This window comes from Kitasatospora sp. NPDC001683 (assembly GCF_053596495.1).
On sequence record NZ_JBSFGK010000008.1, the window covers coordinates 74,511 to 94,622 of the forward strand.

23 protein-coding genes are annotated in these 20,112 nt (G+C 73.2%); 11 read left to right on the top strand and 12 right to left on the bottom strand.

Annotated features, from left to right (window positions below; all coding sequences use genetic code 11):
• Window positions 1-76: 76 nt before the first annotated feature.
• The 3 genes from ACWCYO_RS06625 to ACWCYO_RS06635 form a co-directional block, all read right to left on the bottom strand.
• Entirely contained in the window at window positions 77-967 is an 891-nt protein-coding gene (locus ACWCYO_RS06625) for a metallophosphoesterase family protein (RefSeq protein WP_449783596.1), read from the bottom strand.
• Between the two features lie 115 nt (window positions 968-1,082).
• Window positions 1,083-1,364, bottom strand: coding sequence for a DUF4190 domain-containing protein (locus ACWCYO_RS06630; protein ID WP_270147137.1), 282 nt, complete (start codon window positions 1,362-1,364; stop codon window positions 1,083-1,085).
• Between the two features lie 123 nt (window positions 1,365-1,487).
• Window positions 1,488-1,643: a hypothetical protein gene (locus ACWCYO_RS06635; protein WP_270151505.1), complete on the bottom strand. Its 156-nt coding sequence runs from the start codon at window positions 1,641-1,643 to the stop codon at window positions 1,488-1,490.
• 121 nt (window positions 1,644-1,764) lie between these two features.
• Between ACWCYO_RS06635 and ACWCYO_RS06640 the strand changes: the two genes are divergently transcribed.
• The 6 genes from ACWCYO_RS06640 to ACWCYO_RS06665 all read left to right on the top strand — a co-directional run bounded on the left by ACWCYO_RS06640 (window position 1,765) and on the right by ACWCYO_RS06665 (window position 8,462).
• A complete protein-coding gene (locus ACWCYO_RS06640) occupies window positions 1,765-2,394 on the top strand; it encodes a TetR family transcriptional regulator (protein ID WP_449783597.1) in 630 nt (209 codons plus the stop codon).
• Between the two features lie 141 nt (window positions 2,395-2,535).
• Entirely contained in the window at window positions 2,536-3,381 is an 846-nt protein-coding gene (locus ACWCYO_RS06645) for a S1 family peptidase (protein WP_270147140.1), read from the top strand.
• 269 nt (window positions 3,382-3,650) lie between these two features.
• Complete coding sequence (locus ACWCYO_RS06650; protein ID WP_270147141.1) at window positions 3,651-5,144, top strand: S28 family serine protease; 1,494 nt, start codon at window positions 3,651-3,653, stop codon at window positions 5,142-5,144.
• 153 nt (window positions 5,145-5,297) lie between these two features.
• Complete coding sequence (locus ACWCYO_RS06655) at window positions 5,298-5,936, top strand: TetR/AcrR family transcriptional regulator (RefSeq protein WP_449783598.1); 639 nt, start codon at window positions 5,298-5,300, stop codon at window positions 5,934-5,936.
• Window positions 5,920-7,554 carry an acyl-CoA dehydrogenase family protein gene (locus ACWCYO_RS06660; RefSeq protein ID WP_449783599.1) on the top strand — a complete coding sequence of 545 codons (1,635 nt, stop codon included), beginning with the start codon at window positions 5,920-5,922 and terminating at the stop codon, window positions 7,552-7,554. The genes ACWCYO_RS06655 and ACWCYO_RS06660 overlap by 17 nt, the downstream gene beginning before the upstream one ends.
• On the top strand, window positions 7,551-8,462 hold the full coding sequence (locus ACWCYO_RS06665; RefSeq protein ID WP_270147145.1) for an amidohydrolase family protein: 912 nt from the start codon (window positions 7,551-7,553) through the stop codon (window positions 8,460-8,462). The genes ACWCYO_RS06660 and ACWCYO_RS06665 overlap by 4 nt, the downstream gene beginning before the upstream one ends.
• On the opposite strand, the gene ACWCYO_RS06670 is transcribed toward ACWCYO_RS06665, so the two are convergent.
• A complete protein-coding gene (locus tag ACWCYO_RS06670; RefSeq protein WP_449783600.1) occupies window positions 8,455-9,261 on the bottom strand; it encodes an inositol monophosphatase family protein in 807 nt (268 codons plus the stop codon). The two genes, ACWCYO_RS06665 and ACWCYO_RS06670, sit on opposite strands and share 8 nt — an antisense overlap.
• Window positions 9,262-9,377: 116 nt before the next feature.
• Between ACWCYO_RS06670 and ACWCYO_RS06675 the strand changes: the two genes are divergently transcribed.
• Window positions 9,378-10,367 carry an Lrp/AsnC family transcriptional regulator gene (locus tag ACWCYO_RS06675; RefSeq protein ID WP_270147147.1) on the top strand — a complete coding sequence of 330 codons (990 nt, stop codon included), beginning with the start codon at window positions 9,378-9,380 and terminating at the stop codon, window positions 10,365-10,367.
• 30 nt (window positions 10,368-10,397) lie between these two features.
• On the opposite strand, the gene ACWCYO_RS06680 is transcribed toward ACWCYO_RS06675, so the two are convergent.
• The 4 genes from ACWCYO_RS06680 to ACWCYO_RS06695 form a co-directional block, all read right to left on the bottom strand.
• Entirely contained in the window at window positions 10,398-11,231 is an 834-nt protein-coding gene (locus tag ACWCYO_RS06680) for an MmyB family transcriptional regulator (RefSeq protein ID WP_449783601.1), read from the bottom strand.
• A 114-nt stretch (window positions 11,232-11,345) separates the two neighbouring features.
• Window positions 11,346-11,828: a DUF2269 family protein gene (locus ACWCYO_RS06685; RefSeq protein ID WP_270147150.1), complete on the bottom strand. Its 483-nt coding sequence runs from the start codon at window positions 11,826-11,828 to the stop codon at window positions 11,346-11,348.
• A gap of 156 nt (window positions 11,829-11,984) precedes the next feature.
• Window positions 11,985-12,692: a 4'-phosphopantetheinyl transferase family protein gene (locus ACWCYO_RS06690; RefSeq protein ID WP_270147151.1), complete on the bottom strand. Its 708-nt coding sequence runs from the start codon at window positions 12,690-12,692 to the stop codon at window positions 11,985-11,987.
• A gap of 73 nt (window positions 12,693-12,765) precedes the next feature.
• Window positions 12,766-13,395 (bottom strand): TetR/AcrR family transcriptional regulator, encoded by a 630-nt coding sequence (locus ACWCYO_RS06695; RefSeq protein ID WP_270147153.1) that lies wholly within the window; start codon window positions 13,393-13,395, stop codon window positions 12,766-12,768.
• Window positions 13,396-13,471: 76 nt separating this feature from the next.
• Here ACWCYO_RS06695 and ACWCYO_RS06700 point away from each other — a divergent pair, with 76 nt between their 5' ends.
• Window positions 13,472-14,422 carry a hypothetical protein gene (locus ACWCYO_RS06700; RefSeq protein WP_449783602.1) on the top strand — a complete coding sequence of 317 codons (951 nt, stop codon included), beginning with the start codon at window positions 13,472-13,474 and terminating at the stop codon, window positions 14,420-14,422.
• Here ACWCYO_RS06700 and ACWCYO_RS06705 read toward each other — a convergent pair.
• The 3 genes from ACWCYO_RS06705 to ACWCYO_RS06715 all read right to left on the bottom strand — a co-directional run bounded on the left by ACWCYO_RS06705 (window position 14,419) and on the right by ACWCYO_RS06715 (window position 17,148).
• A complete protein-coding gene (locus ACWCYO_RS06705; RefSeq protein WP_449783603.1) occupies window positions 14,419-14,922 on the bottom strand; it encodes a F0F1 ATP synthase subunit B family protein in 504 nt (167 codons plus the stop codon). The two genes, ACWCYO_RS06700 and ACWCYO_RS06705, sit on opposite strands and share 4 nt — an antisense overlap.
• A gap of 109 nt (window positions 14,923-15,031) precedes the next feature.
• The gene (gene kynU / locus ACWCYO_RS06710) at window positions 15,032-16,258 is read right to left on the bottom strand and encodes a kynureninase (RefSeq protein WP_270147157.1); all 1,227 of its coding nucleotides are present in this window, start codon (window positions 16,256-16,258) and stop codon (window positions 15,032-15,034) included.
• 59 nt (window positions 16,259-16,317) lie between these two features.
• Window positions 16,318-17,148 (bottom strand): tryptophan 2,3-dioxygenase, encoded by an 831-nt coding sequence (locus ACWCYO_RS06715; protein ID WP_270147158.1) that lies wholly within the window; start codon window positions 17,146-17,148, stop codon window positions 16,318-16,320.
• Between the two features lie 219 nt (window positions 17,149-17,367).
• On the opposite strand from ACWCYO_RS06715, the gene ACWCYO_RS06720 reads away from it, so the two are divergent.
• Window positions 17,368-17,802: an Lrp/AsnC family transcriptional regulator gene (locus ACWCYO_RS06720; RefSeq protein ID WP_270147160.1), complete on the top strand. Its 435-nt coding sequence runs from the start codon at window positions 17,368-17,370 to the stop codon at window positions 17,800-17,802.
• An 86-nt stretch (window positions 17,803-17,888) separates the two neighbouring features.
• On the opposite strand, the gene ACWCYO_RS06725 is transcribed toward ACWCYO_RS06720, so the two are convergent.
• Window positions 17,889-18,521, bottom strand: a complete 633-nt coding sequence (locus ACWCYO_RS06725) for a MarC family protein (protein ID WP_270147162.1) — start codon at window positions 18,519-18,521, stop codon at window positions 17,889-17,891.
• Between the two features lie 201 nt (window positions 18,522-18,722).
• On the opposite strand from ACWCYO_RS06725, the gene ACWCYO_RS06730 reads away from it, so the two are divergent.
• Together ACWCYO_RS06730 and ACWCYO_RS06735 are read left to right on the top strand one after the other, a co-directional pair.
• The gene (locus ACWCYO_RS06730) at window positions 18,723-19,283 is read left to right on the top strand and encodes a DoxX family protein (protein WP_270147164.1); all 561 of its coding nucleotides are present in this window, start codon (window positions 18,723-18,725) and stop codon (window positions 19,281-19,283) included.
• 106 nt (window positions 19,284-19,389) lie between these two features.
• Entirely contained in the window at window positions 19,390-20,019 is a 630-nt protein-coding gene (locus ACWCYO_RS06735) for an FxLYD domain-containing protein (RefSeq protein WP_449783604.1), read from the top strand.
• Window positions 20,020-20,112 lie beyond the last annotated feature (93 nt).

Genomic DNA, 20,112 nt, shown 5'->3' on the forward strand with positions numbered 1-20,112 from the left:
TGCCCTGCGGCATTGAGGATGTTCTTCGCGGCGTTCACGTCCGCGTCCCCCGGGGACGTCCCTGGAAGATCCAGGCTCAGGACCTCACGGCCTGCGGGAGGACCTCCCGCAGCAGCGGGTCCGGCAGCCCGCGCTTGCGCCACTCGCGCGGGTAGCCGAGCGAGACCTCCTCGAACGGGACGCCGTCGTAGCTGGTCTTGCGCGGGATGTGCAGGTGGCCGTAGATCATCGCGGCGGTGTTGAAGCGGCGGTGCCAGTCGGCCGTCAGCTCGGTGCCGCACCACTGGGCGAACTCGGGGTACCAGAGGACCTCGGTGGGGTGGCGGACCAGCGGATAGTGGTTGACCAGGACCAGCGGGACGTCCGGGTCGCAGGCCGCGAGCCGTTGCTCGGTCAGCCGGACGCGCTCGCGGCACCAGGAGTCGAGGTCCGGGAACGGGTCCGGGTGGAGCATCCGCTCGTCCGCGCAGACGATGCCGCTCTCGTAGGCGGCCGCCAGGGACTCCTCCTTGGTGGTCGTGCCCGGGGCACGGAAGGAGTAGTCGTACAGCAGGAAGAGCGGGGCGATCCGGACCGGTCCGCCGGCGCCCTGCCAGATCGGATACGGGTCTTCGGGGGTGACGACGCCGAGGGCGCGGCACAGCTCCACCAGGTGGTCGTAGCGGGCCGCGCCGCGGAGCTGGACCGGGTCCTCGGGGTGGGTCCACAGCTCGTGGTTGCCGGGCGCCCACACCACGCGCGCGAAGCGTTCGGCGAGCAGGCCGAGCGCCCACTCGATGCTGGTGGTGAGCTCGGCGACGTCTCCGGCGACGAGCAGCCAGTCGTCGGGGTGGGTGGGCTGGAGCTTCTCCACCAGATCGCGGTTCTCCTGGTAGGAGATGTGCAGATCGCTCACCGCGAGCAGTCGCCCGCCCCCGCCCGCCTCGCTGGGCGTCGGCTGTGCGTCGCTGCGGATCTCGGTACTCACTCCTGCCCCCTGGGTTCACCCGGTCGATGTGGCCACCCTACGTGGCGGGCGGGGCCCATGGGCAGGGTTGAACTGATCAGCTGTTCGACGCGGAAGCCGGGGAGTTGAGGCCGACTCAGGAGCTGATGTCGATGAGGACGCCGTGGGAGGTGGCGGTGGTGACGGCGAGGATCGCCAGCGAGGCGATGCCGAGGGCCAGCCCGAGGAAGGCGCGGCCGCGGCGGCTGGTGCCGCGGACCAGGGCCAGTGTGGCGAGGGTGATCGCGATCGGCCCCAGGACGATGTTGAAGAGCAGCAGGCCCGGGAGGCCGAGGAGGAAGGAGGCGACGGCCAGGCTGTCGGCGTCGGCGGTGCCCCGGCGGTCGGTCTCGACCGGGTTGGTGGTGACGGTGCTCATGGCGGTGGTGGTCCTCTCAGCGGGAGTGGACGGGTCGTCGGGCCGGCGGCGATCGGCCGGTTGGCGATCAGCCGGGATCAGCGGCTCCGGTCAGCGGTGGCCCGGGGTCAGCGGTGGCCCCGGTCAGCGGTGCCGCAGGCGGGCGATGCCCTCACGGGCGCCGAAGGCGAGCAGCCAGGCGGTGATGGCGGCGGAGGCGGCGAGGAACACCGGGAGGGGGAGGTGGGCGGCGGTGCCGATCAGGACTCCCATGGCGACCAGTGCGGAGAACAGGATCACGGCTGGCTCCTTCAGCTGCGGCTGCTACTGCGCCGGTTTCGGTTGACAAGTGTTCACTGACTTCGAGACCCACTGTACGCCCGGCTGGCCAAGTTCGGCAAACGACTGTTTACTGAATGGCGTGAATCACACCGTTGGGGCCAGACAGGCCCAGAAGCAGCAGAGTCGACGGGCCTTGCTGGACGCGGGGTTGCACCTGTTGGCCGACCAGAACCTGGCGAGCCTGGGCGTCCGCGAGGTCACCCGGGAGGCGGGGCTGTCCCCGGCGGCCTTCTACCGGCACTTCCCCGACCTCGCCGCGCTCGGCGTGGCGTTGGTCGAGGAGTCGCTGGCCAGCCTGCACGTCATGATCCGCTCGGTGCTCGCCGAGGCCGGCGGCGCCGAGGAGCTGATCGACCGTGCGGTGGACGTGATCCAGCAGCACGTGCGCGAACACCGGCCGCACGTGCGCTTCCTGGCGCGCGAGCGGCACGGCGGCGTCCGACAGGTGCGCGAGGCGATCGACGCCGAGCTCGGCCGCTTCGCCGCGGAGGTCGGCTCCGCCCTGGCGCTCCAGCCGGTCTCGCGGGGCTGGAGCGAGCAGGACCTGCGGATGCTCGCCGAGCTGTACGTGGACCACATGGTGTCGACGGCCTCCGCCTTCCTGGAGGCCCGCGAGACGGACCCGGCCCGCGAGCAGCGGATCGCCGCCACCGCCCGGCTGCAGCTGCGCCTGATCAGCCTCGGTCGCCGTCACTGGCAGGGGAGTTGAGCGTGCGCGTCGGCCGGAAGCCCTGACGGCGGCCGGCCGCTTCCCCTAGTGTGCCGATTGGCCGCTCGGCGAGGGCGGACCCCTTGACATGGCGTCATGTTCACGCCAACTTTGGGGGACCCCCACACCGAGAGGTCTCTCATGAAGACGCCGCTCATAGCCACGCTCGCCGCGGTCCTGGTCGCCGGAGCCACCGCACTGACCGGAGCCGTCCCGGCCCAGGCCGCCACCGGCCGGGCCGCCCACCCCCTCGACGCCGTCGACTTCAGCGGCACCGTGGCCCTCAGCAACTGCTCCGGCTCGCTGGTCCGGATGCCCGGTTCGGTCGGCAGCGACCCCGGGCTCGTGCTCACCAACGGCCACTGCCTGGAAACCGGAATGCCGGGCCCCGGCCAGGTGATCGTCAACCAGCCGTCCAGTCGCACCTTCACCCTGCTCGACGGCTCCGCCAACGAGGTCGCCACGCTGAACGCCACCAAGGTGGTCTACAGCGCGATGACCGACACCGACGTGACGATCTACCAGCTGGACTCCAGCTACGACACGATCCAGGCCCAGACCGGGATCTCCCCGCTGACCGTCTCCGCCGACCACCCCGTGCAGGGCACCGACATCCGGGTGGTCTCCGGCTACTGGAAGCGGACCTACTCCTGCTCGATCGACGGCTTCGCCTACCAACTCAAGGAAGCCGACTGGACGTTCAAGGACTCGGTCCGCTACACCTCGGGCTGCGACGTGATCGGTGGCACCTCCGGCTCGCCGGTCGTCGACGCGAACACCGGCCAGGTCGTCGCCGTGAACAACACGATCAACGAGAACGGCGAGACCTGCACCCTCGACAACCCGTGCGAGGTCGACCAGTCCGGCGCGGTGACGGTCCACCAGGGCATCGGCTACGCCCAGGAGACCTACGTCATCCCGGCCTGCTTCTCCGCCGGGAACACCTTCGACCTCACCCTCCCGGGCTGCACGCTGGCCCGCCCGTAGGCCTGCCCCACCCCGGGAGCCCCCGACCCCGATCCGCCCACGAGCCCCGACCCGCCCACGAACCCCGCACCGCACCCCAACGGCGGGCGGTCACCCGAGCAGCCGACGGAACCGAGGCAACCCCACTGACCAGCACCTTCCTCCGATGGGCCACCCGCCACCAGGCGGGCGGCCCATTCGGCCGTCCACCGGGCGGCCGCCGCACCACCCGCACCGCAGCGTGATGCCGACGAGGCAGCTGTCATGTCCGTTGACCAGATGGAGAGTCGATGACCACCAAGCTGAAGAGGCTGTTGGTTTCCGTCCTGCTGATACCGATGTTCGCGATCGGCGGTCTGGCCACCCCGGCCGCGGCCGCCGCCGGCCAGGGGAGTGGGGCGGCCGCGGCGGCGCACGGGCGCGGCCCCGCCGACGATCCGAACGCCGACATCAAGGACCGCCTGGCGGCGATCCCCGGGGTGACCATCACGGAGGAGAAGCCCACCACCACCGGCCACCGCTACTTCCTGGCCACCTACACCCAGCCGATCGACCACTTCCGCCCCTGGCTGGGCACCTTCCAGCAGCGCTTCAGCGTGCTGCACCGCGGTTACGACCGCCCGACCGTCTTCTACACCAACGGCTACACGCTGGGCACCACCCCGTCCCGCACCGAGCCGACCCGGCTGGTGGACGGCAACCAGGTCTCCATCGAGTACCGGTTCTTCACCCCCTCCCGCCCCGAGCCGGCCGACTGGTCCAAGGCGGGCATCCGCCAGCAGGCCGCCGACTCGCACAAGCTGGTGACCGCGCTCAAGCGGATCTACCAGCAGGAGTGGCTCTCCACCGGCGCCAGCAAGGGCGGCATGTCCTCCACCTTCTACCGCCGGTTCTACCCGGACGACGTGGCCGGCACGATCGCCTACGTCGCGCCGAACAACACCGACGTCGGCGACTACTCGGCCTACACCGACTTCTTCCGCAACGTCGGCACCCCGGAGTGCCGCGCCAAGCTGAACGCCGCCCAGCGCGAGCTGCTGGTGCGCCGCGACCGCCTGGAGCCGCGCTACATCGCCGACAACAAGGCGGCGGGCTCTACCTTCAACACCCTCGGCACCCCGGACCGCGCCTACGAGGCCGGCGTGCTGGACGTGGTCTGGGCGTTCTGGCAGTACAGCCTGGAGTCGGACTGCGCCAAGGTGCCGGTGGCCGCCACCGCGACCGACGACGAGCTGTACGCCTGGTACGACTCGCAGTCGGGCATCACCGGCAACAGCGACCAGTCGCTGGCGAAGTACACCGCGTACTACTACCAGGCCGCCACCGAGCTGGGTGCCCCGTTCTTCGACGTCTCGTACCTGCAGGACCAGCTGCACTACGACTACAAGGAGCTCTACTCGGCCCGCTCCTACGTGCCGAAGGAGATCCCGACCGTCTTCAACCCGTACGCGATGCCCGACATCGACCGCTGGGTGAAGCGCGAGGGCGAGCGGATCATGTTCGTCTACGGCGGCAACGACCCCTGGGGCGCCAAGCCTTTCCGGCTCGGCTGGGGCAGTGACGACAGCTACGTCTACGTCGTGCCCGGCGGCAACCACGGCTCCAACATCGGCAAGCTGCCGGCCGAGCAGTCGGCGGAGGCGACCGCCAAGGTCCTGGAGTGGGCCGGTCTGGGCGACCAGGACACCGCCCGCTCGCTCGCCAGGTCGCCGCAGGCGGGCGCGCCGTTCGGCCCGCTCGACGTCGAGGGCCAGCGGCTGGAGCAGGAGCGCCGCCCGCTGTAAAGCCCCGTAACACACCGTAACGACCCGTAGCGGTCCCGCAGTCCTGCGGAACCAGGAGGCCGCCCCACCCGGGGCGGCCTCCGTCGTTCGCGCGGGGCAACGCCCTGCGCGCATCCCCTCCCCGAAGCAGTGAATCAGTGCTTCAATGCTTCTATGGCCTACCGACGCACCCCCGCCGTCCAAGCCCGCCTGGATGCCCAGCGCGAGGCGGTGCTGCAGTCGGCGGTGGGCCTGCTCGCCGAGCGCGGATACGGCGGCTGCACCATGGCCGCCGTGGCGGACCGTGCCGGGATCGCCACCGGCAGCCTCTACCAGCACTTCGCCAACAAGGCCGAGCTGTCGGTGGAGCTGTTCCGCCGGGTGGTCACCCGCGAGATCGCCGCCGTGAACGCCGCCGTCGCCCGCCGGGACGCCCCGCAGGAGCGGATCGCCGCCGTGGTCGAGACCTTCGCCGCCCGCGCCCTGCGCGCCCCCCGGCTGGCCTACGCGCTGCTGGTCGAGCCCGCCGACGCGGTGGTGGACGGCGAGCGCCTGGTCTTCCGGCGGGCGTTCCGGGACGTGATCGCCACCGAGATCGCCGCCGCGGTGGCGGCCGGGGAACTCCCCGAGCAGGACCCGGTGCTGACCGCCGCCGCCCTGGTCGGCGCGGTCGGCGAGGCGCTGGCCGGCCCGCTCGCGGCCGAGCCGGTCGAGCACGCCGGGCCCGAGCACAGCGACAACACCACGGTGGTCCCCGCCCTGGTCTCCTTCACCCTGCGTGCCCTGGGAGGACGCGATGACAGCGACGCATGAGGTCACCAACCAGGTGCCCCTGCCGTACGGACACGACACCGCAGCCGACCCGGCCCTGCTCGCCGCCCTGCACCGGGCCGGCGCCGGCTGGGCCGAGCCCGAACTGCGCGAACTCGGCCGCCTGGCGGGCTCCGAGCAGGCCGCCGAATGGGGCCGGCTGGCCAACGAGAACCCGCCCGTGCTGCGCACCCACGACCGCTTCGGCCGCCGGATCGACGAGGTCGAGTTCCACCCGTACTGGCACGAGCTGATGCGCACCGCCGTCTCGTACGGCCTGCACGCCGCGCCCTGGCGGGACGAGCGGCCCGGTGCCCACTCCGCCCGCGCCGCCAAGTTCTACGTCTGGGGCCAGGTCGAGGCCGGCCACACCTGTCCGATCTCGATGACCTACGCCGCCGTCCCGGCCCTGCGCCAGAACGCCTCCCTGGCCGCCGAGTTGGAGCCGCTGCTGGCCGCCACCGAGTACGACTACGGGCTGCGCGAGCCGCGCACCAAGCGCGGGCTGATCGCCGGCATGTCGATGACCGAGAAGCAGGGCGGCTCGGACGTCCGCACCAACACCACCACGGCCGTCCCGCACGCCGACGGCACCTACCGGCTCACCGGCCACAAGTGGTTCACCTCGGCGCCGATGTCGGACCTCTTCCTGACCCTCGCCCAGGCCCCCGGCGGACTCAGCTGCTTCGTGCTGCCGCGCGTCCTCCCGGACGGCGGCCGCAACCGGCTGCACCTGATGCGGCTCAAGGACAAGCTCGGCAACAAGTCCAACGCCTCCGCCGAGCTGGAGTACGACGGCGCGGTCGGCTGGCTGGTCGGCGAGGAGGGCCGGGGCGTGCCGACCATCATCGAGATGGTCAACATGACCCGCCTGGACTGCACCATCGGCGCCGCCTCCGGCATGCGCTACGGCGCCACCAGGGCGGTCCACCACGCCCTGCACCGGCGGGCGTTCGGCAAGGCGCTGGTCGACCAGCCGCTGATGCGCAACGTGCTGGCCGACCTGGTGGTGGAGTCCGAAGCGGCCACCACCGTCGCGATGCGGCTCGCCCAGTCCACCGACCTCGCCCTCGCCGGGGACGAAACCGAGGCGCTGGTAGGGCGGTTGGGCCTGGCGGTGGCCAAGTACTGGGTGTGCAAGCGCGGTCCGGCGCACTCCGCCGAGGCGCTGGAGTGCCTGGGCGGCAACGGCTACGTCGAGGAGTCCGGCATGCCCCGGCTCTACCGTGAGGCGCCGCTGGTGTCGATCTGGGAGGGCTCCGGAAACGTCGCCGCCCTGGACGCCCTGCGCGCCATGGCCAAGCGCCCGGAGACGGTCGAGGCCTTCCTCGGCGAACTCGACGCGGCCGCCGGCGCGGACCGCCGACTGGACGCGGCCGTCGCCGAACTGCGCAAGCAGCTCAGCGACTTGACCGAGCTCGAGTACCGCACCCGGCGGCTGGTCGAGTCGATGGCGCTGGCCTTCCAGGGCTCGCTGCTGGTCCGGTACGGCAGCCCGGCGGTGGCCGACGCCTTCTGCGCCAGCCGGCTCGGCGGCGACCACGGCGCCGCCTTCGGCACCCTGCCGGCCGGGGTCGACACCGCGGGGATCATCGACCGCGCCCGCCCGGTGCCCGCGTGAACGCCGAAGACGCGGGAGCCGAAGACGCGGGAGCCGAAGAGGCGGCGGCCGTACGGGAGTTCTGGCAGGGCCTGGGCCTGCCCGGATTGATCGACGTGCACACCCACTTCATGCCGAAGAACGTCCTCGACAAGGTGTGGGCGTACTTCGACGCGGCCGGCCCGCTGGTGAACCGCCCCTGGCCGATCACCTACCGCGAGGCCGAGGCGCAACGGGTCCAGCGGCTGCGGGACTTCGGCGTCCGGGCGTTCACGTCCATGCTCTACCCGCACAAGCCGGGCATGGCGGGCTGGCTGAACGCCTGGGCCGCCGACTTCGCCGCCCGCACCCCGGACTGCCTGCACACCGCGACCTTCTTCCCCGAACCCGGGGCGGCCGGCTACGTGGCCCGGGCGATCGAGGACGGCGCCCGGGTGTTCAAGGCCCACGTCCAGGTCGGCGGCTACGACCCGACGGACGCCCGGCTGGACGAGGTCTGGGGACTGCTCGCCGACACCGGCACCCCGGTGGTCACCCACTGCGGATCCGGGCCGGTGCCGGGCAAGTTCACCGGCCCGGGCCCGATCGGCGCGGTGCTGGACCGGCACCCGGGCCTGGTCCTGGTGGTCGCCCACCTCGGCATGCCCGAGTACCGCGACTTCCTCGACCTGGCCGAGCGCCACCCGTCCGTCCGGCTGGACACCACCATCGCGTTCACCGACTTCGCCGAGGCCGACGTCCCGTTCCCGCGCGCGGACCTGCCGCGCCTGCGCGGTTTGCGGGAGCGCGTCCTGCTGGGCAGTGACTTCCCCAACATCCCGTACCGGTACGTCCACCAGCTGGAGGCGCTGGCCGGACTGGGGCTGGGGGAGGACTGGCTGCGGTCGGTCTGCCGCGACAACGCGGCCGCCCTCTTCCACCTCAGCTGACCGCCCGCAGCACGCCCACCGCGTCCGCGTGCAGGCCGGGCGCGGCGGCGAGGAAGCTGTCCGAGGAGGCCGTCCAGGCCGCCCCGGCGGCGTCCGTCACCGCCGCGCCCGCCTCGCCGGCGATCAGCGCGCCGGGCAGCAGGTTGCCCGCGTCCTGCCCGTACTCCCAGAACAACGCCAGGTGCCCGGAGCCGACCTGCGCCACCTGCAGGGCGGTCGGGCCGAGGTTGCGCACCGCCAGCACCGCGCCGGCCATCGCGGACAGCGACTCGCCGGCCCGGCGCAGCGCCACCGGGTCGGCGGCCACCAGCGGCGGCTGGCTGGTGGCGGCCACGGTTGCCGCCAACTCGCGCTCCAGCGGCGCGATCGGCCGACCGTCCAGCTGCGCCCCGCCGCCCAACACCGCCCGGTAGGTGCGGCCCGCACCGAACAGCTCCGGGGCGTGCACCGCGGCCAGCACCGCCGCGCCGTCGCGCACCAGCGTGGCCGTCACCGCCCAGTGCGGCTGCCCGAGCAGGTACTGCACCGCGCCGTCGGTCGCGTCGCACACCCACCACTCGCCCTCGGCGGGCACCGAGCCGTCCAGCTCCTCCGGCACCCACCCGGCCTGCGGGCGCAGCGCGCTCAGCCGCTCGCGCAGCTCGGCGGCGGCCGGGCCGTCCAGCTCCGCGAACCGTGCCATCGCCTCCTCGGCCGTCCGCTCCGGGGTCGGCTCGACCGGCCGACCGACCGCCAGCTTCGCGCCGACCTCGCGCACCGCCGCCTCCACGCCCTCCGCCAGCGTCCACAGCTCGTCCATCGCGGCGACTCCTCCGTCTCCAGGCCGGTCCGTTCCGGCCGCTACAGGACAAGGAGTACCGTCATGCTGCCGAACAAGACGCTCAACTGCCGGGAAACGACGGAGATCGGACAGCCATGCGCCTCGCCACGAACGATCCGGACGCCGTGCTGGACCCCCTCGACCGCCGGCTGGTCTGCGCGCTCCAGCTCGACGGACGGGCCGAACCCGGCCGGATCGCCGAGGTGCTGGGTGTCTCGGTCCGGACGGTCACCCGCCGGCTGGGCCGGATGCGCCAGGCCGGGGTGCTGCGGGTGGTCCGGATGCCCGACGTCGAGGACGCCGCGGTGGGCGCGCTGCTGCTGCGGGTCCGGGTACTGCGCGGCCGGGTGGACGCCATCGCCCAGGCGCTGGCCGACCGCTCCGACGTCCCCTTCGTCGACGTGATGCTCGGCGGCCACGAGGTCGGCGCCGTGATGCTGAGCGACGCGGGTGGCCGCGACCGCCTGCTCTACGGTCAGCTGCCCGCGACCGGCGCCGTCACCGAGACCACCACCCACGCCGTGCTGCACGCCTTCGCGGACGCCGGCCAGTGGCAGGCCGGCTGGCTGACCGACCAGGAGGCCGCCGCACTCGCCCGGCCCCCGGTGCCGCGCCCCGCCACGCCCCCGCCGCTGGACGACCTCGACCGCGCACTGCTGGAGCACCTCGGCGAGGACGCCCGGCAGTCCCACGCCGCGCTGGCCGGGGCGGTCGACGCACCCGAGTCGACCGTACGGCGCCGGCTCCACCGGCTGGACGGGCTCGGGCTGCTGCGCACCCACGCCACCGTGGACCCCCGACTGCTCGGGATGGCCGTGGACGCCAACCTCTGGCTGGACGTGCCGCCGGGCCGGCTCGCCGAGGTCGGCGCCGAGCTGGCCCGCCACCCGCAGGTGCACGGCGTCTTCGCCACCAGCGGCCCGACCAACCTGCTGGCCACGCTGTTCTGCCCGGACCACGGCGGCCTCTACCGCTTCCTCACCGACACCCTCGGTCCGCTCGGGGTCACCCGTGCCGAGACCACGATCACCGCCCGCGCGGTGAAGCGGGCGGGCGTGCTGCTGCACCGGCCGCGCCGCCCGTGAGCGCGGCGCACTGCGGGAGTCGGGCGGCCGTCAGCGCTCCGGGCCCAGTGCGGACCGCAGGAAGCGGGCCGTCTCCGCGTCGGCGGGCAGGAAGGTCTCCAGCGCCAGCTCGGAGACGGTCACGTCCAGTGGCGTGCCGAAGGTCGTGACCGTGGACAGGAAGGACAGCACCCGGCCGTCGTGCCGCAGCCGCAGCGGCAGCGCGACGGGACGGCCGGCCTCCGCGGCCTCCTCCGCCGGATCGGCCGGGTCCCCGGTCGGCTCCGGGTAGTCGCCGACCTCCTCGCGCAGCCGCCGCAGCGACTCGCTGCCGACCAGCTCCAGTTGCTGTTCCAGCCGTTCCAGCAGGTGCCCCCGCCACTGCCGGTGGTTGACGATCCGCGGTGCCAGCCCGTCCGGGTGGAGAGCGATCCGGACCGCGTTGAACGGCGGCCGCAGCAGCCGCGGCGCGACGCCGTCCAGCAGCAGGGCGAGCGCGCGGTTGGCCGCCAGCACCCGGAACTCCCCGTCGACCACCAGCGCCGGGTACGGGTCGTGGGCGGCGAGCAGCCGTTCGATGCCGTCGCGCAGCGCGGCCATCGACGGGTCGTCCAGTGGCGTCTCCGGGTACTGCGGGGCGTACCCGGCCGCGAGCAGCAGGGTGTTGCGCTCGCGCACCGGGACGTCCAGCTGCTCGGCCAGCCGCAGCACCAGTTCCCGGCTCGGGTGGGAGCGGCCGTTCTCGACGAAGCTGAGGTGCCGGGCCGAGCAGTCCGCCCGCAGCGCCAGGTGCTGTTGGCTGAGCTGTCGCCGTTCGCGCCAGCCGCGCAGCAGCGGGCCGACTCCGGTTCCCGTCGGGCTGCCCATGCCCGCCATGATCGTCATGATCGAGGACGGTACTCGAACGGGCCCGGCGCGCGGGAGGGGGCAGCGGGGATCGGGCGCGGAAAGGGGGCCGGGCGCCGATCGGGAAGGTCAGGACGTCAGGAGGTCAGGAGGTCAGACGCCGGTGGACGAGCCCGGGCGGACGACCATCAGCACCACGACCACGGCCCACAGCAGGTTGAACACCCCGGCGGTCATCGGCAGCATCCGCAGGCCGCCGACGGCCTTGGTGCGCTGCTCGTCCTCCGGGTCCAGGCCGAGCGCGTCCACGGCCGCCTGCTGGCCGGGCAGCACGAAGAGCAGCAGCGAGAGCGCGGCGACCGCGCTGAGCACCATCGAGGCGATCAGCCAGGACTGGCTCAGCACGTCCATCACCTGGGCCAGGCCGATGCCCAGCACCGGCACCGCGACGCCGAGCAGCGCGTAGACCTGGGTGATCCGGTGCAGGACGCGCAACACGCCTGCGTCCGAGGCCTGGTCCGGCCCGCCGGCCAGGGCGGCCTTCGCCCGGCGCGGGAACATGCTGACGGCCACCGCGACCGGGCCTATGAACAGGACCGACGCGAGGACGTGCAGGCTCAGCAGGAACTTGGCCATGGCGGGGCACCTTTTGATCCGGTGGGGCAGCTGGGGTCGGCGGGCGTGCGCGGTCGGCGTGCCCACGACCAGGCACGCTAACACCGCTTATTCACCGGCCCCGCGCTCGGGTGCCCCGGCCCGGCCCGGCTGTCACCCCGCCGCGACCGGCTCCGCTCACCCCGCCGGGAACAGCTCCACGAGGCGCGGCGGCGCGGTGCTGACGGCGGCGACGGCGGCGCCGTGCTCGGGGTCGGTCCAGTCGAGCAGGTGCAGGTCCTCGAACCGGCTGCGCAGCGGGGCGCCGGGCGGGACGTCCAGCGGCAGGGCGGACATGTCGACCTGCCCGAGGGTGTCCAGGGTGGCCCGTCCGACCTTGATCAGCGACTCCTTGCGCACCCACTGCCGCAGGAACGCCAGGCCCGGCTCCGCGGCCGACTCGACCAGGGCCAGCTCGGCGGGGGCGAGCACCCGGCGGGCGACCGCGCCCAGCGAGCCGCCCCGGGCGGCCAGTTCGACGTCCACGCCGACCGGCCGCAGGCCCGCCCCGGCCGCGACGACGCCCCGGGTGTGGGAGAGGCTCACCTGCACCTCGGGATGGTCCGGCAGGTAGGGCTTGCCGTGGTCGGCCAGGCCGCAGTCCGGGCACTCCTGGGCGAGGACCAGCCCGGCCGCCGGGACGCCGAGCAGCCGGGCGGCGCAGAGCCGGACCAGGACGTGCCCGGCGACGTAGTCGGTCCGCCCGGACTCCAGCCGGAAGCGCGCGGCGCGCGCCCGCTCGATCTCGGTGAGCAGGTGCTCGCCCGCCTCGGGGTGCCGCAGTACGGCATCGGCGGACGCGACGGCGACGAGCGGCGCGTCCGGTTCCTGGGCCTCGGTGGTCATGCCGTCCAACCTAGCCCGCCTCGGGCGAGCGGCGCTGTTCGAAGGACTTTCGTATTCAATCTAGTGGTCTGGCTCAGTGCCCCGCCGGATACCCCGCGAGCCCCGAGCCGAGCAGCCCGAAGGCCCGCTCCACCGCCGCCTCGACGCGTTCCCGCACCGCCACGGCCGGTTCCCCGGCGACCATCGCCCGCCGGATCTCGGCGAGCACCGCCCGGTGGGCCCCGGCGAGGGCGCCGGCCATCACCCGGGGGAGCGGGTCCTTCGGGTCGGCCCCCGACTCCTCGGCGAGGACGGCCGCCAGCGCCGCCTCGGCGCGCTCGCCGAGTTCCAGTAGCCGGGCCCGCAGTGCCGGGCTGTCCGCGATGATCCGCCAGAAGGTGCCCATCTCGGGGTTCAGCCCGACTGTCGGCTCCCCGTCGGCGACGCCCGCCCGCAGGTCGGCCCGGACGGCGTCCGCGGCCGAGCTGCCGGCCGGCCGCCGGCGGACCACCTCGGCCAGGTGGGCGACCACCTCGTCCTGCCGGTCGAAGAACAGGTCCTCCTTGGTCGGGAAGTAGTTGAACACCGTGTTGGGCGAGACCCCGGCGGCCCGGGCCACCTCGACCACCGTGACCTGCTCGAAGCCGCGCTCGGCGAACAGCTCCATGGCGGTGTCGGCCAGGAGCTCCCGGGTCTGCTGCTTCTTGAGTTCGCGAAGTCCCATGGCGGAATCCTACCGGCAAATCATGGTGTCACTGAAAACTTGCAGTGGCACCAAAAATATCGGCTACGGTGTCCCCATGACCTTCACCTTCGGCATCTACCCCGGCGGCTCGCTCGGCGACGAAACCGGCCTGATCGAGCCCGTCCGCCCCGACGACCCGGCCCGGATCGCCGCCGCCCTGCGTGAACTCCAGGGCAACGCACCCGAGTTCCTGGTCCGCGCCTACCGCTCGTACGGGGATGACGTGCACCGCACCCCGGAGCGGCCCGAGCGGTACGCGACGGACGGGCGCAAGCTCGACCTGGTGCTGCAATTCGGCGTCCGCAGTGGCTCGTTGGACGGCTGGACGGACTACGTCCGGCAGGTCGTCCGAGCCGAGGGCTCCCGGCTCGCCGTCGTGCAGATCTGCGAGGAGCCCAACCTGGACCTCCCGACCCTGGACGGCAGCATCCCGAACGTCCACCGGGCGCTGGTCGAGGGCGTCATCGCGGCCAAGGAGGAGGCGCTGGCCTGCGGCTACGACCGACTCGCGGTCGGCTTCAACGCGGTGCCGTCCTTCGATCCGGCCGACACCTTCTGGCCGGAGCTCGGCGAACTCGCGGACGAGCGCTTCCACGGCGCCCTGGACTACGTCGGCCTGGACTTCTTCCCGGACGTCTTCCGCCCCGTCCCGGACGGACAACTCGCCGACGCGGTACGGGCGGTGGTGACCGGATTCCGCAACGACGCGCTGCCCCGGGCCGGGATCGGTCCGGCCGTCCCGCTGCGGATCTGCGAGAACGGCTGGCCCACCGGGCCCGGGCGCAGCGAGGAGCGGCAGGCCGAGGTGGTGGAGCAGGTGATCCGGACGGTGGCCGAGCTGGCCGACCGACTCGCCCTCCGGAGCTACTCGTTCTTCGCCCTCCGGGACGCCGACAGCGCCGGTCGGGGGCTGTTCCACCACTTCGGCCTGCTGCGCGACGACTACACGCCCAAGCCCGCCTTCGACGTCTACCGCAATCTGATAAGCGAACTGTCGGTCAGTTAGTCCAGCGGCCCGGCGAGGAAACGTTCCACCGTGCGGCGCTCGGCGGCGACGGTGTGCACCGGTTCGCCGACCACCCGGCCGGCCAGGGCGACGGCCAGTTCGCCGACGTCCTGGCGCAGTCGGCCGGCGGCGGCGGTCCGGCCGGTGGCGAGCCGGGCGCGACCGGTGGTGAGGAGGTGCTCGCGGTCGCGGACGCCCTCGGCGCGGGCCGCCGCGATCGCCGCCGCGCCCCGCTCCGCGTACTCCCGGCGGATCCGGGCCGCCTCGTGCCGGGCCCCGGCGATCTCGTCCAGCGCGGCGTACCTGGTCGCCTCGGCCTCGGCCCGGACGGCCTCCGCGCGTTCGATGCGGCCCTCGGTCGCGTCCCACCGCCGGGCCCGCACCCGTTCGATGCGCGGGAGCAGGACGAAGCCGAGTGAGGACATCAGCAGGAAGAGCTGGACCAGGCCGAGGGCCAGTAGGGCGGGATCGGGCCTGAGCGGGCCGAGTTCGATGTTCACGTCAACCTCCCCAAGGTCTGACGGATCGTCAAGGGTAGGTTTCCCTGGGGCGTTGGCGGTCGAACTCGCATCCGGTCATGACCTGCGTCACGTCAGGTGCCGTGCGGTGTCACGTGACCTCGCCCCGGCGGGAGAAGCGCTCCTCGCGCCACTCGCCGCTCGCCAGCACCTCGCCCAGCTGCCGGGCCGCGTCCCACACCTCGGTGTACGACAGGTAGAGCGGCGTGAAGCCGAAGCGCATCAGGTCCGGCGCGCGGAAGTCGCCGATCACTCCGCGCGCGATCAGCGCCTGCACCACCGGGTAGCCGTCCGCGTGCCGCAGCGCGACCTGGCTGCCCCGCCGGGCGTGCTCGCGCGGGGTCACCACCTCGACCCCGTCCAGGCCCTCGACCAGCGAGACGAACAGGTCGGTCAGCGCCAGGCTCTTCGTCCGTACGGCGGCCAGGTCGGCCCGCTCCCAGATGTCCAGCGAGGCGCCCAGGGCGGCCTGGCCGAGCAGCGAGGGCGAGCTGGTCAGGAAGCGTCCGATGCCCGGCTTCGGGTCGTACCCGGGCTCGAAGGCGAACGGGCGGGCGTGCCCGAACCAGCCGCTCAGCGGCTGCCGCGGACCGGCCGCCAGGTGCCGCTGCGCGACGTACAGGAAGGCCGGCGCGCCGGGGCCGGAGTTCAGGTACTTGTAGCTGCAGCCGATCGCGAAGTCCGCGTTGGCGGCGCCGAGTTCGACCGGCAGCGCGCCCACCGAGTGGCACACGTCCCAGATCATCAGGGCGCCCGCGGCCTGCACCCGGGCGGTGATCCCGGGCATGTCCAGCAGTTCGCCGGTGCGGTAGTCCACGTGCGACAGGACCACCGCGGCGACGTCGCCGTCCAGGTGCCGGTCCAGCTCCTCGGGGCGGACCAGCACGCTGCGCCCGCCCTCGACCAGACCGGTCACGCCCTCGGCGATGTACAGGTCGGTGGGGAAGGCCTCGACGTCGCCGAGCACCGTGCGCCGCCCGGGACGCAGCTCCAGCGCAGCCGAGAGCACCTTGAACAGGTTCACCGAGGTGGTGTCGCAGACGACCACCTCCGCCGGATCGGCCCCGATCAGCGGCGCGATCCGCCGCCCCAGCCGGTACGGCTGCTCGAACCAGCCGGCGTCGTTCCAGCTGCGGATCAGCTCCCGGCCCCACTCCTGCTCGACCACCTGCGCCACCCGCTCCGGTGTGCGCACCGGCAGCGCGCCCAGCGAGTTGCCGTCCAGGTAGATCACCCCGTCCGGCAGGGCGAACTCCTTGCGGAACGCCGCCAGCGGGTCGACGGCGTCCAGCGCCGCGCACTCCTCGCGCGTGATCATGCCCGTTCTCTCCTCCACCACCGGCTCGGTCACAGCTCGTTCCGTCACAGCCCGTTCCGTCACAGCTCGTCCCGAATCGTCCACAGCTCCGGGAACACGTCCTGCTCGGCCGCCTTGCGCAGCCAGGTCAGCCCGCTGGAGCCGCCCGAGCCGGGCTTGGCGCCCATGGTCCGCTTGACCGAGCTCAGGTGGCGCTGACGCCAGCGGGTGACCCGCTCGGCCACGTCCAGCAGCGCCTCGCCGAGCGGCTGCAGGGCCGCGAACTCCGGCTCGGTGTACACCCGGCGCCAGGCCGCCGCGACCTCCTCGGACGGCCGGTAGCGCTGCTCCGAGGGCTCGGCGTGCACGGCCAGGCCGTGCCGGGCCAGCAGGCCGAGCACCTCGTCGTACAGGCCGGGGGAGCGCAGCGCCTCGGTCAGTTCGGCCTGGGTCTCGGGCATCCCGTCGTACATGTTCAGCAGCGCGGCGTTCTTGTTGCCGAGCAGGAACTCCAGGTGCAGGAAGGCCGAGGACTGGAAGCCGGAGGCCTCGCCGAACAGCGCGCGGAAGGAGTTGAACTCCTGCGGGGTCATGGTGGCCAGCAGGTCCCAGGACTCCACCAGCACGTCCTGCACGTGGGTGCCGCGGCGCAGCGCGGCCAGCGCGGTGGTGAGGTCGTCCTCGCGCAGCGCCTGCCGGGCGATCGTCCACTCGTGCCGCAGCAGGTCGAAGAGCAGCTCCATCACCTGCGTGGTGACGATGAACGACAGCTCGGCCGGCTCCTTGCTGCGCGGGTGCTGGAGGCTGTGCAGCTCCTCCAGGCGCACGTACTGCGCGTACGGGGTGCCCCGACCCGGCCGGCCGCCCCGACCGAACGACAGGTTGGGTGTCTCCACCGTGTCGTGCCCCATCCCGATCCCTCCTGGTCCGTCCGGGCCTCGTCGCCCGGGGCCGGCGGAGCGGACGGACGTCCTGGTTCCACCGGGGTGCCCATTGTGCGGCGGTATGCGTCCCGGCTTGAATGGTCGACGGACACCGCAACAGCCTTTCGAGCTGTCGTTCGCGAGGCGTTCGGGCGATCCGCTTTACGAATGAAAAAACGCTGATCACAACCGCTCCGGGGAGCCGTCATGGACGCCGTCGACCGCCGCCTGCTGGCCGAGCTGCAGGCCGACGCCAGGCTCTCGTACAACGAACTCTCCCGCCGGGTGAGCCTGTCCGCACCCGCGGTGGCCGAACGGGTCCGCCGCCTGGAGGCGGACGGAGTGATCAGCGGCTACCACGCCCACGTGGACCCCACCCGGGCCGGGCTGGCGATCACCGCGCTGGTCCAGGTCCAGTGCTACGGCCCGCGCTGCGTGCTGCGCGACCCCGAGGTGGCGACCTGGCCCGAGGTGCTCCAGTTGCACCGGGTCACCGGCGGGGCCTGCTGCGTGCTGCTGGTCGCGGTGGCCACGATGGCCGAGTTCGAGGCGCTCTGCGACCGGCTCGGCGGGTACGGCCCGCCGTCCAGCTCGATGATCCTCTCCAGCCCGGTGCCGTGGCGGCCACTGCTGCCGAACTGACGGTCGGCCGCCGGCCTCGACGTGGATCGCCGGGGTGCTGACCCGCCTCGCGGCGGCCTGACGGCGGGCGGGTCGATCGCGCGGGCTCAGCGCGCCGCGGGCAGGTGCGCCCCCAGCCCGGCCAGACCCTCCAGGAAGAGTTCCACGCCGACGGCCGCCAGCAGCAGCCCGAGCAGCCGGGACAGGACCTCCAGCGAGGTGCTGTGGGTGCGCCGCATCAGCGGCGCGAGCACGGCCACGCAGAGGTAGTTGAGCACCACCACGCCCACGTACGCGCCGGAGATCGCGGCCTTCCAGGCCAAGTCGTCGCGGTTGAGCGCGGCGACCAGGACGGCGCTGATCGCGAGTGGGCTGGCGATGTACGGCAGCAGCAGTTCGCGGATGCCGTCGACCATCGGGTTCGCCAGGCGCTCGTCGTCGTCGCGGTCGGCGCCGAGGTGGATGCCGAGGACCAGCGCGACCGCGTAGACGAAGAAGATCGACCCGCCCGCGAGCCGCAGCGACTGGTCGCTGATGTGGAACAGCGTGGTGACCGCGTCCGCCCCGAATCCGAGCACCAGGCCGATCACTGCCGAGATCAGCGTGGTCCACGCCGCCAGCCGCCGCAGCTCCCGGTCGCTGCGGGTGCGGGACAGCCGGGCGAAGGCCAGCAGGGTCTTCGGCGGGCCTACCACGGCGAAGAAGGTGATGAAGGCACTGCTGAGGTTGAAGACGAACATGGGCCCAGCATGGCCGCGGCGCCCGGAACGATCGGTCCGCCACGCCCCGGGGGCGGGCGTGGCGTTAATCCCCCGATCCGCCCGTTCATTCCTGGTGGCGGGCGAATTCGCCCGGATGGCGGTCCCGGCTCGAACGGGTGGGCGCTCTCGGGTGCCATGGAGGTACGTACGACCACTCCGTGGCGGAAACGAGGATGCGACATGTGCCTGAACCGTAAGGACCTGGGCCTGCTGGCCCTGCGCAGCGCGGTCGGCGGGGTGCTGATCGCGCACGGCACCCAGAAGCTGTTCGGCTGGTTCGGTGGTGGCGGGCTGGAGGGCACCACCCAGGCGATGGACCACATGGGCTTCCACCCGGCCCGGGAGAGCGCCCTCGCGGCGGGCGTCGGCGAGGCGGGCGGCGGCGCGCTGCTGGTGGCCGGGCTGGCCACCCCGGCGGCCGGCGCGGTGGTGGCCGGGACGATGGCCGGCGCCGTGTCGGTGCACGCCCCGGCGGGCTTCTTCGCGATGTCCGGCGGCTACGAGTACCCGGCCTTGCTCGGCGCGACCGGGCTGGCGATCGGCCTGGCCGGCCCCGGGCGCTACTCGCTGGACCACCTGACCGGGCACGTCTTCGACCGGCCGTGGGTCGGTGTGCTGGCCTTCGTGGCGAGCGCGGCGGGTGCGTACGGCGTGGTGGCGCGCCGCCGTCACCTGGTGCGGCTGCGCGAGGAGCGGGCGGCGGTGGAGGCGGACGAGCAGGAGGGCTCGGGGCTGTCCTGAGGCGTCACCCGGAGGCAGCACCCCTGCTGGCGACGGCTCCCGAGCCCTCGGAGGGTGGGCGAAAAGGCGTCGGGCAGCCCGGCGCCGGGCAGAATCGAGGACCTCCATGGACCGCCAGCCGCTCACCCGAGCCACCCCCGGACCGCGCGTCACCATGCGGCCTCAGGACCCACTGCCGAGCCGCCGTCAACCCCTGGTCGCCGGGGCGCTGGTGGCGGCCGTCGTCGGCGCGTCGGTGCTGGTGGGCTGCTCGTCCTCCGGCAAGGGTACGAGCACTTCGGTCTCCTCGGCGCTGAGTGCCGCCGCCTCCGCCGGCTCGGCGCTGGCCTCGGCGGCGGGTGGGGCGGGGTCGGCGCTGGCCTCGGCGGTGAGCCAGGCGGGCTCGGCGCTCGCCTCGGTGGAGGCCCGGGCCTCGCAGGCGGTCGCGTCCGCCTCTTCGGCGATCGCCGGGATCAAGGGCGGGCTGGATGCGAAGGGGGACGTGACGGTCGGGGCGGTGACCACCGGGACGGACGGCAGGACGCTGGCGCAGCTGACCGTCACCAACCACGGCCAGCAGTCCTACCGGTACCTGATCCAGGTGAACTTCACCGACGAGAACGGCAAGGTGCTGGACGCGACCGCGGTGACCGTCCAGGACCTGGCCGCGGGCCAGAGCGTCCAGGCGACCGCGCGCAGCAACATGACCCTCGCGGGCAGGGTCAAGGCGGACGTGGCCAACGCCGTCCGCTACTGAACCCGCGCAGCTCGGGCCCGGTACCGGTCGGGCGCGGGGGCGGGTGCGGAACCTTAAGCGGGTCTCAAGGCCCGACGGCACCCCTTGACGGGC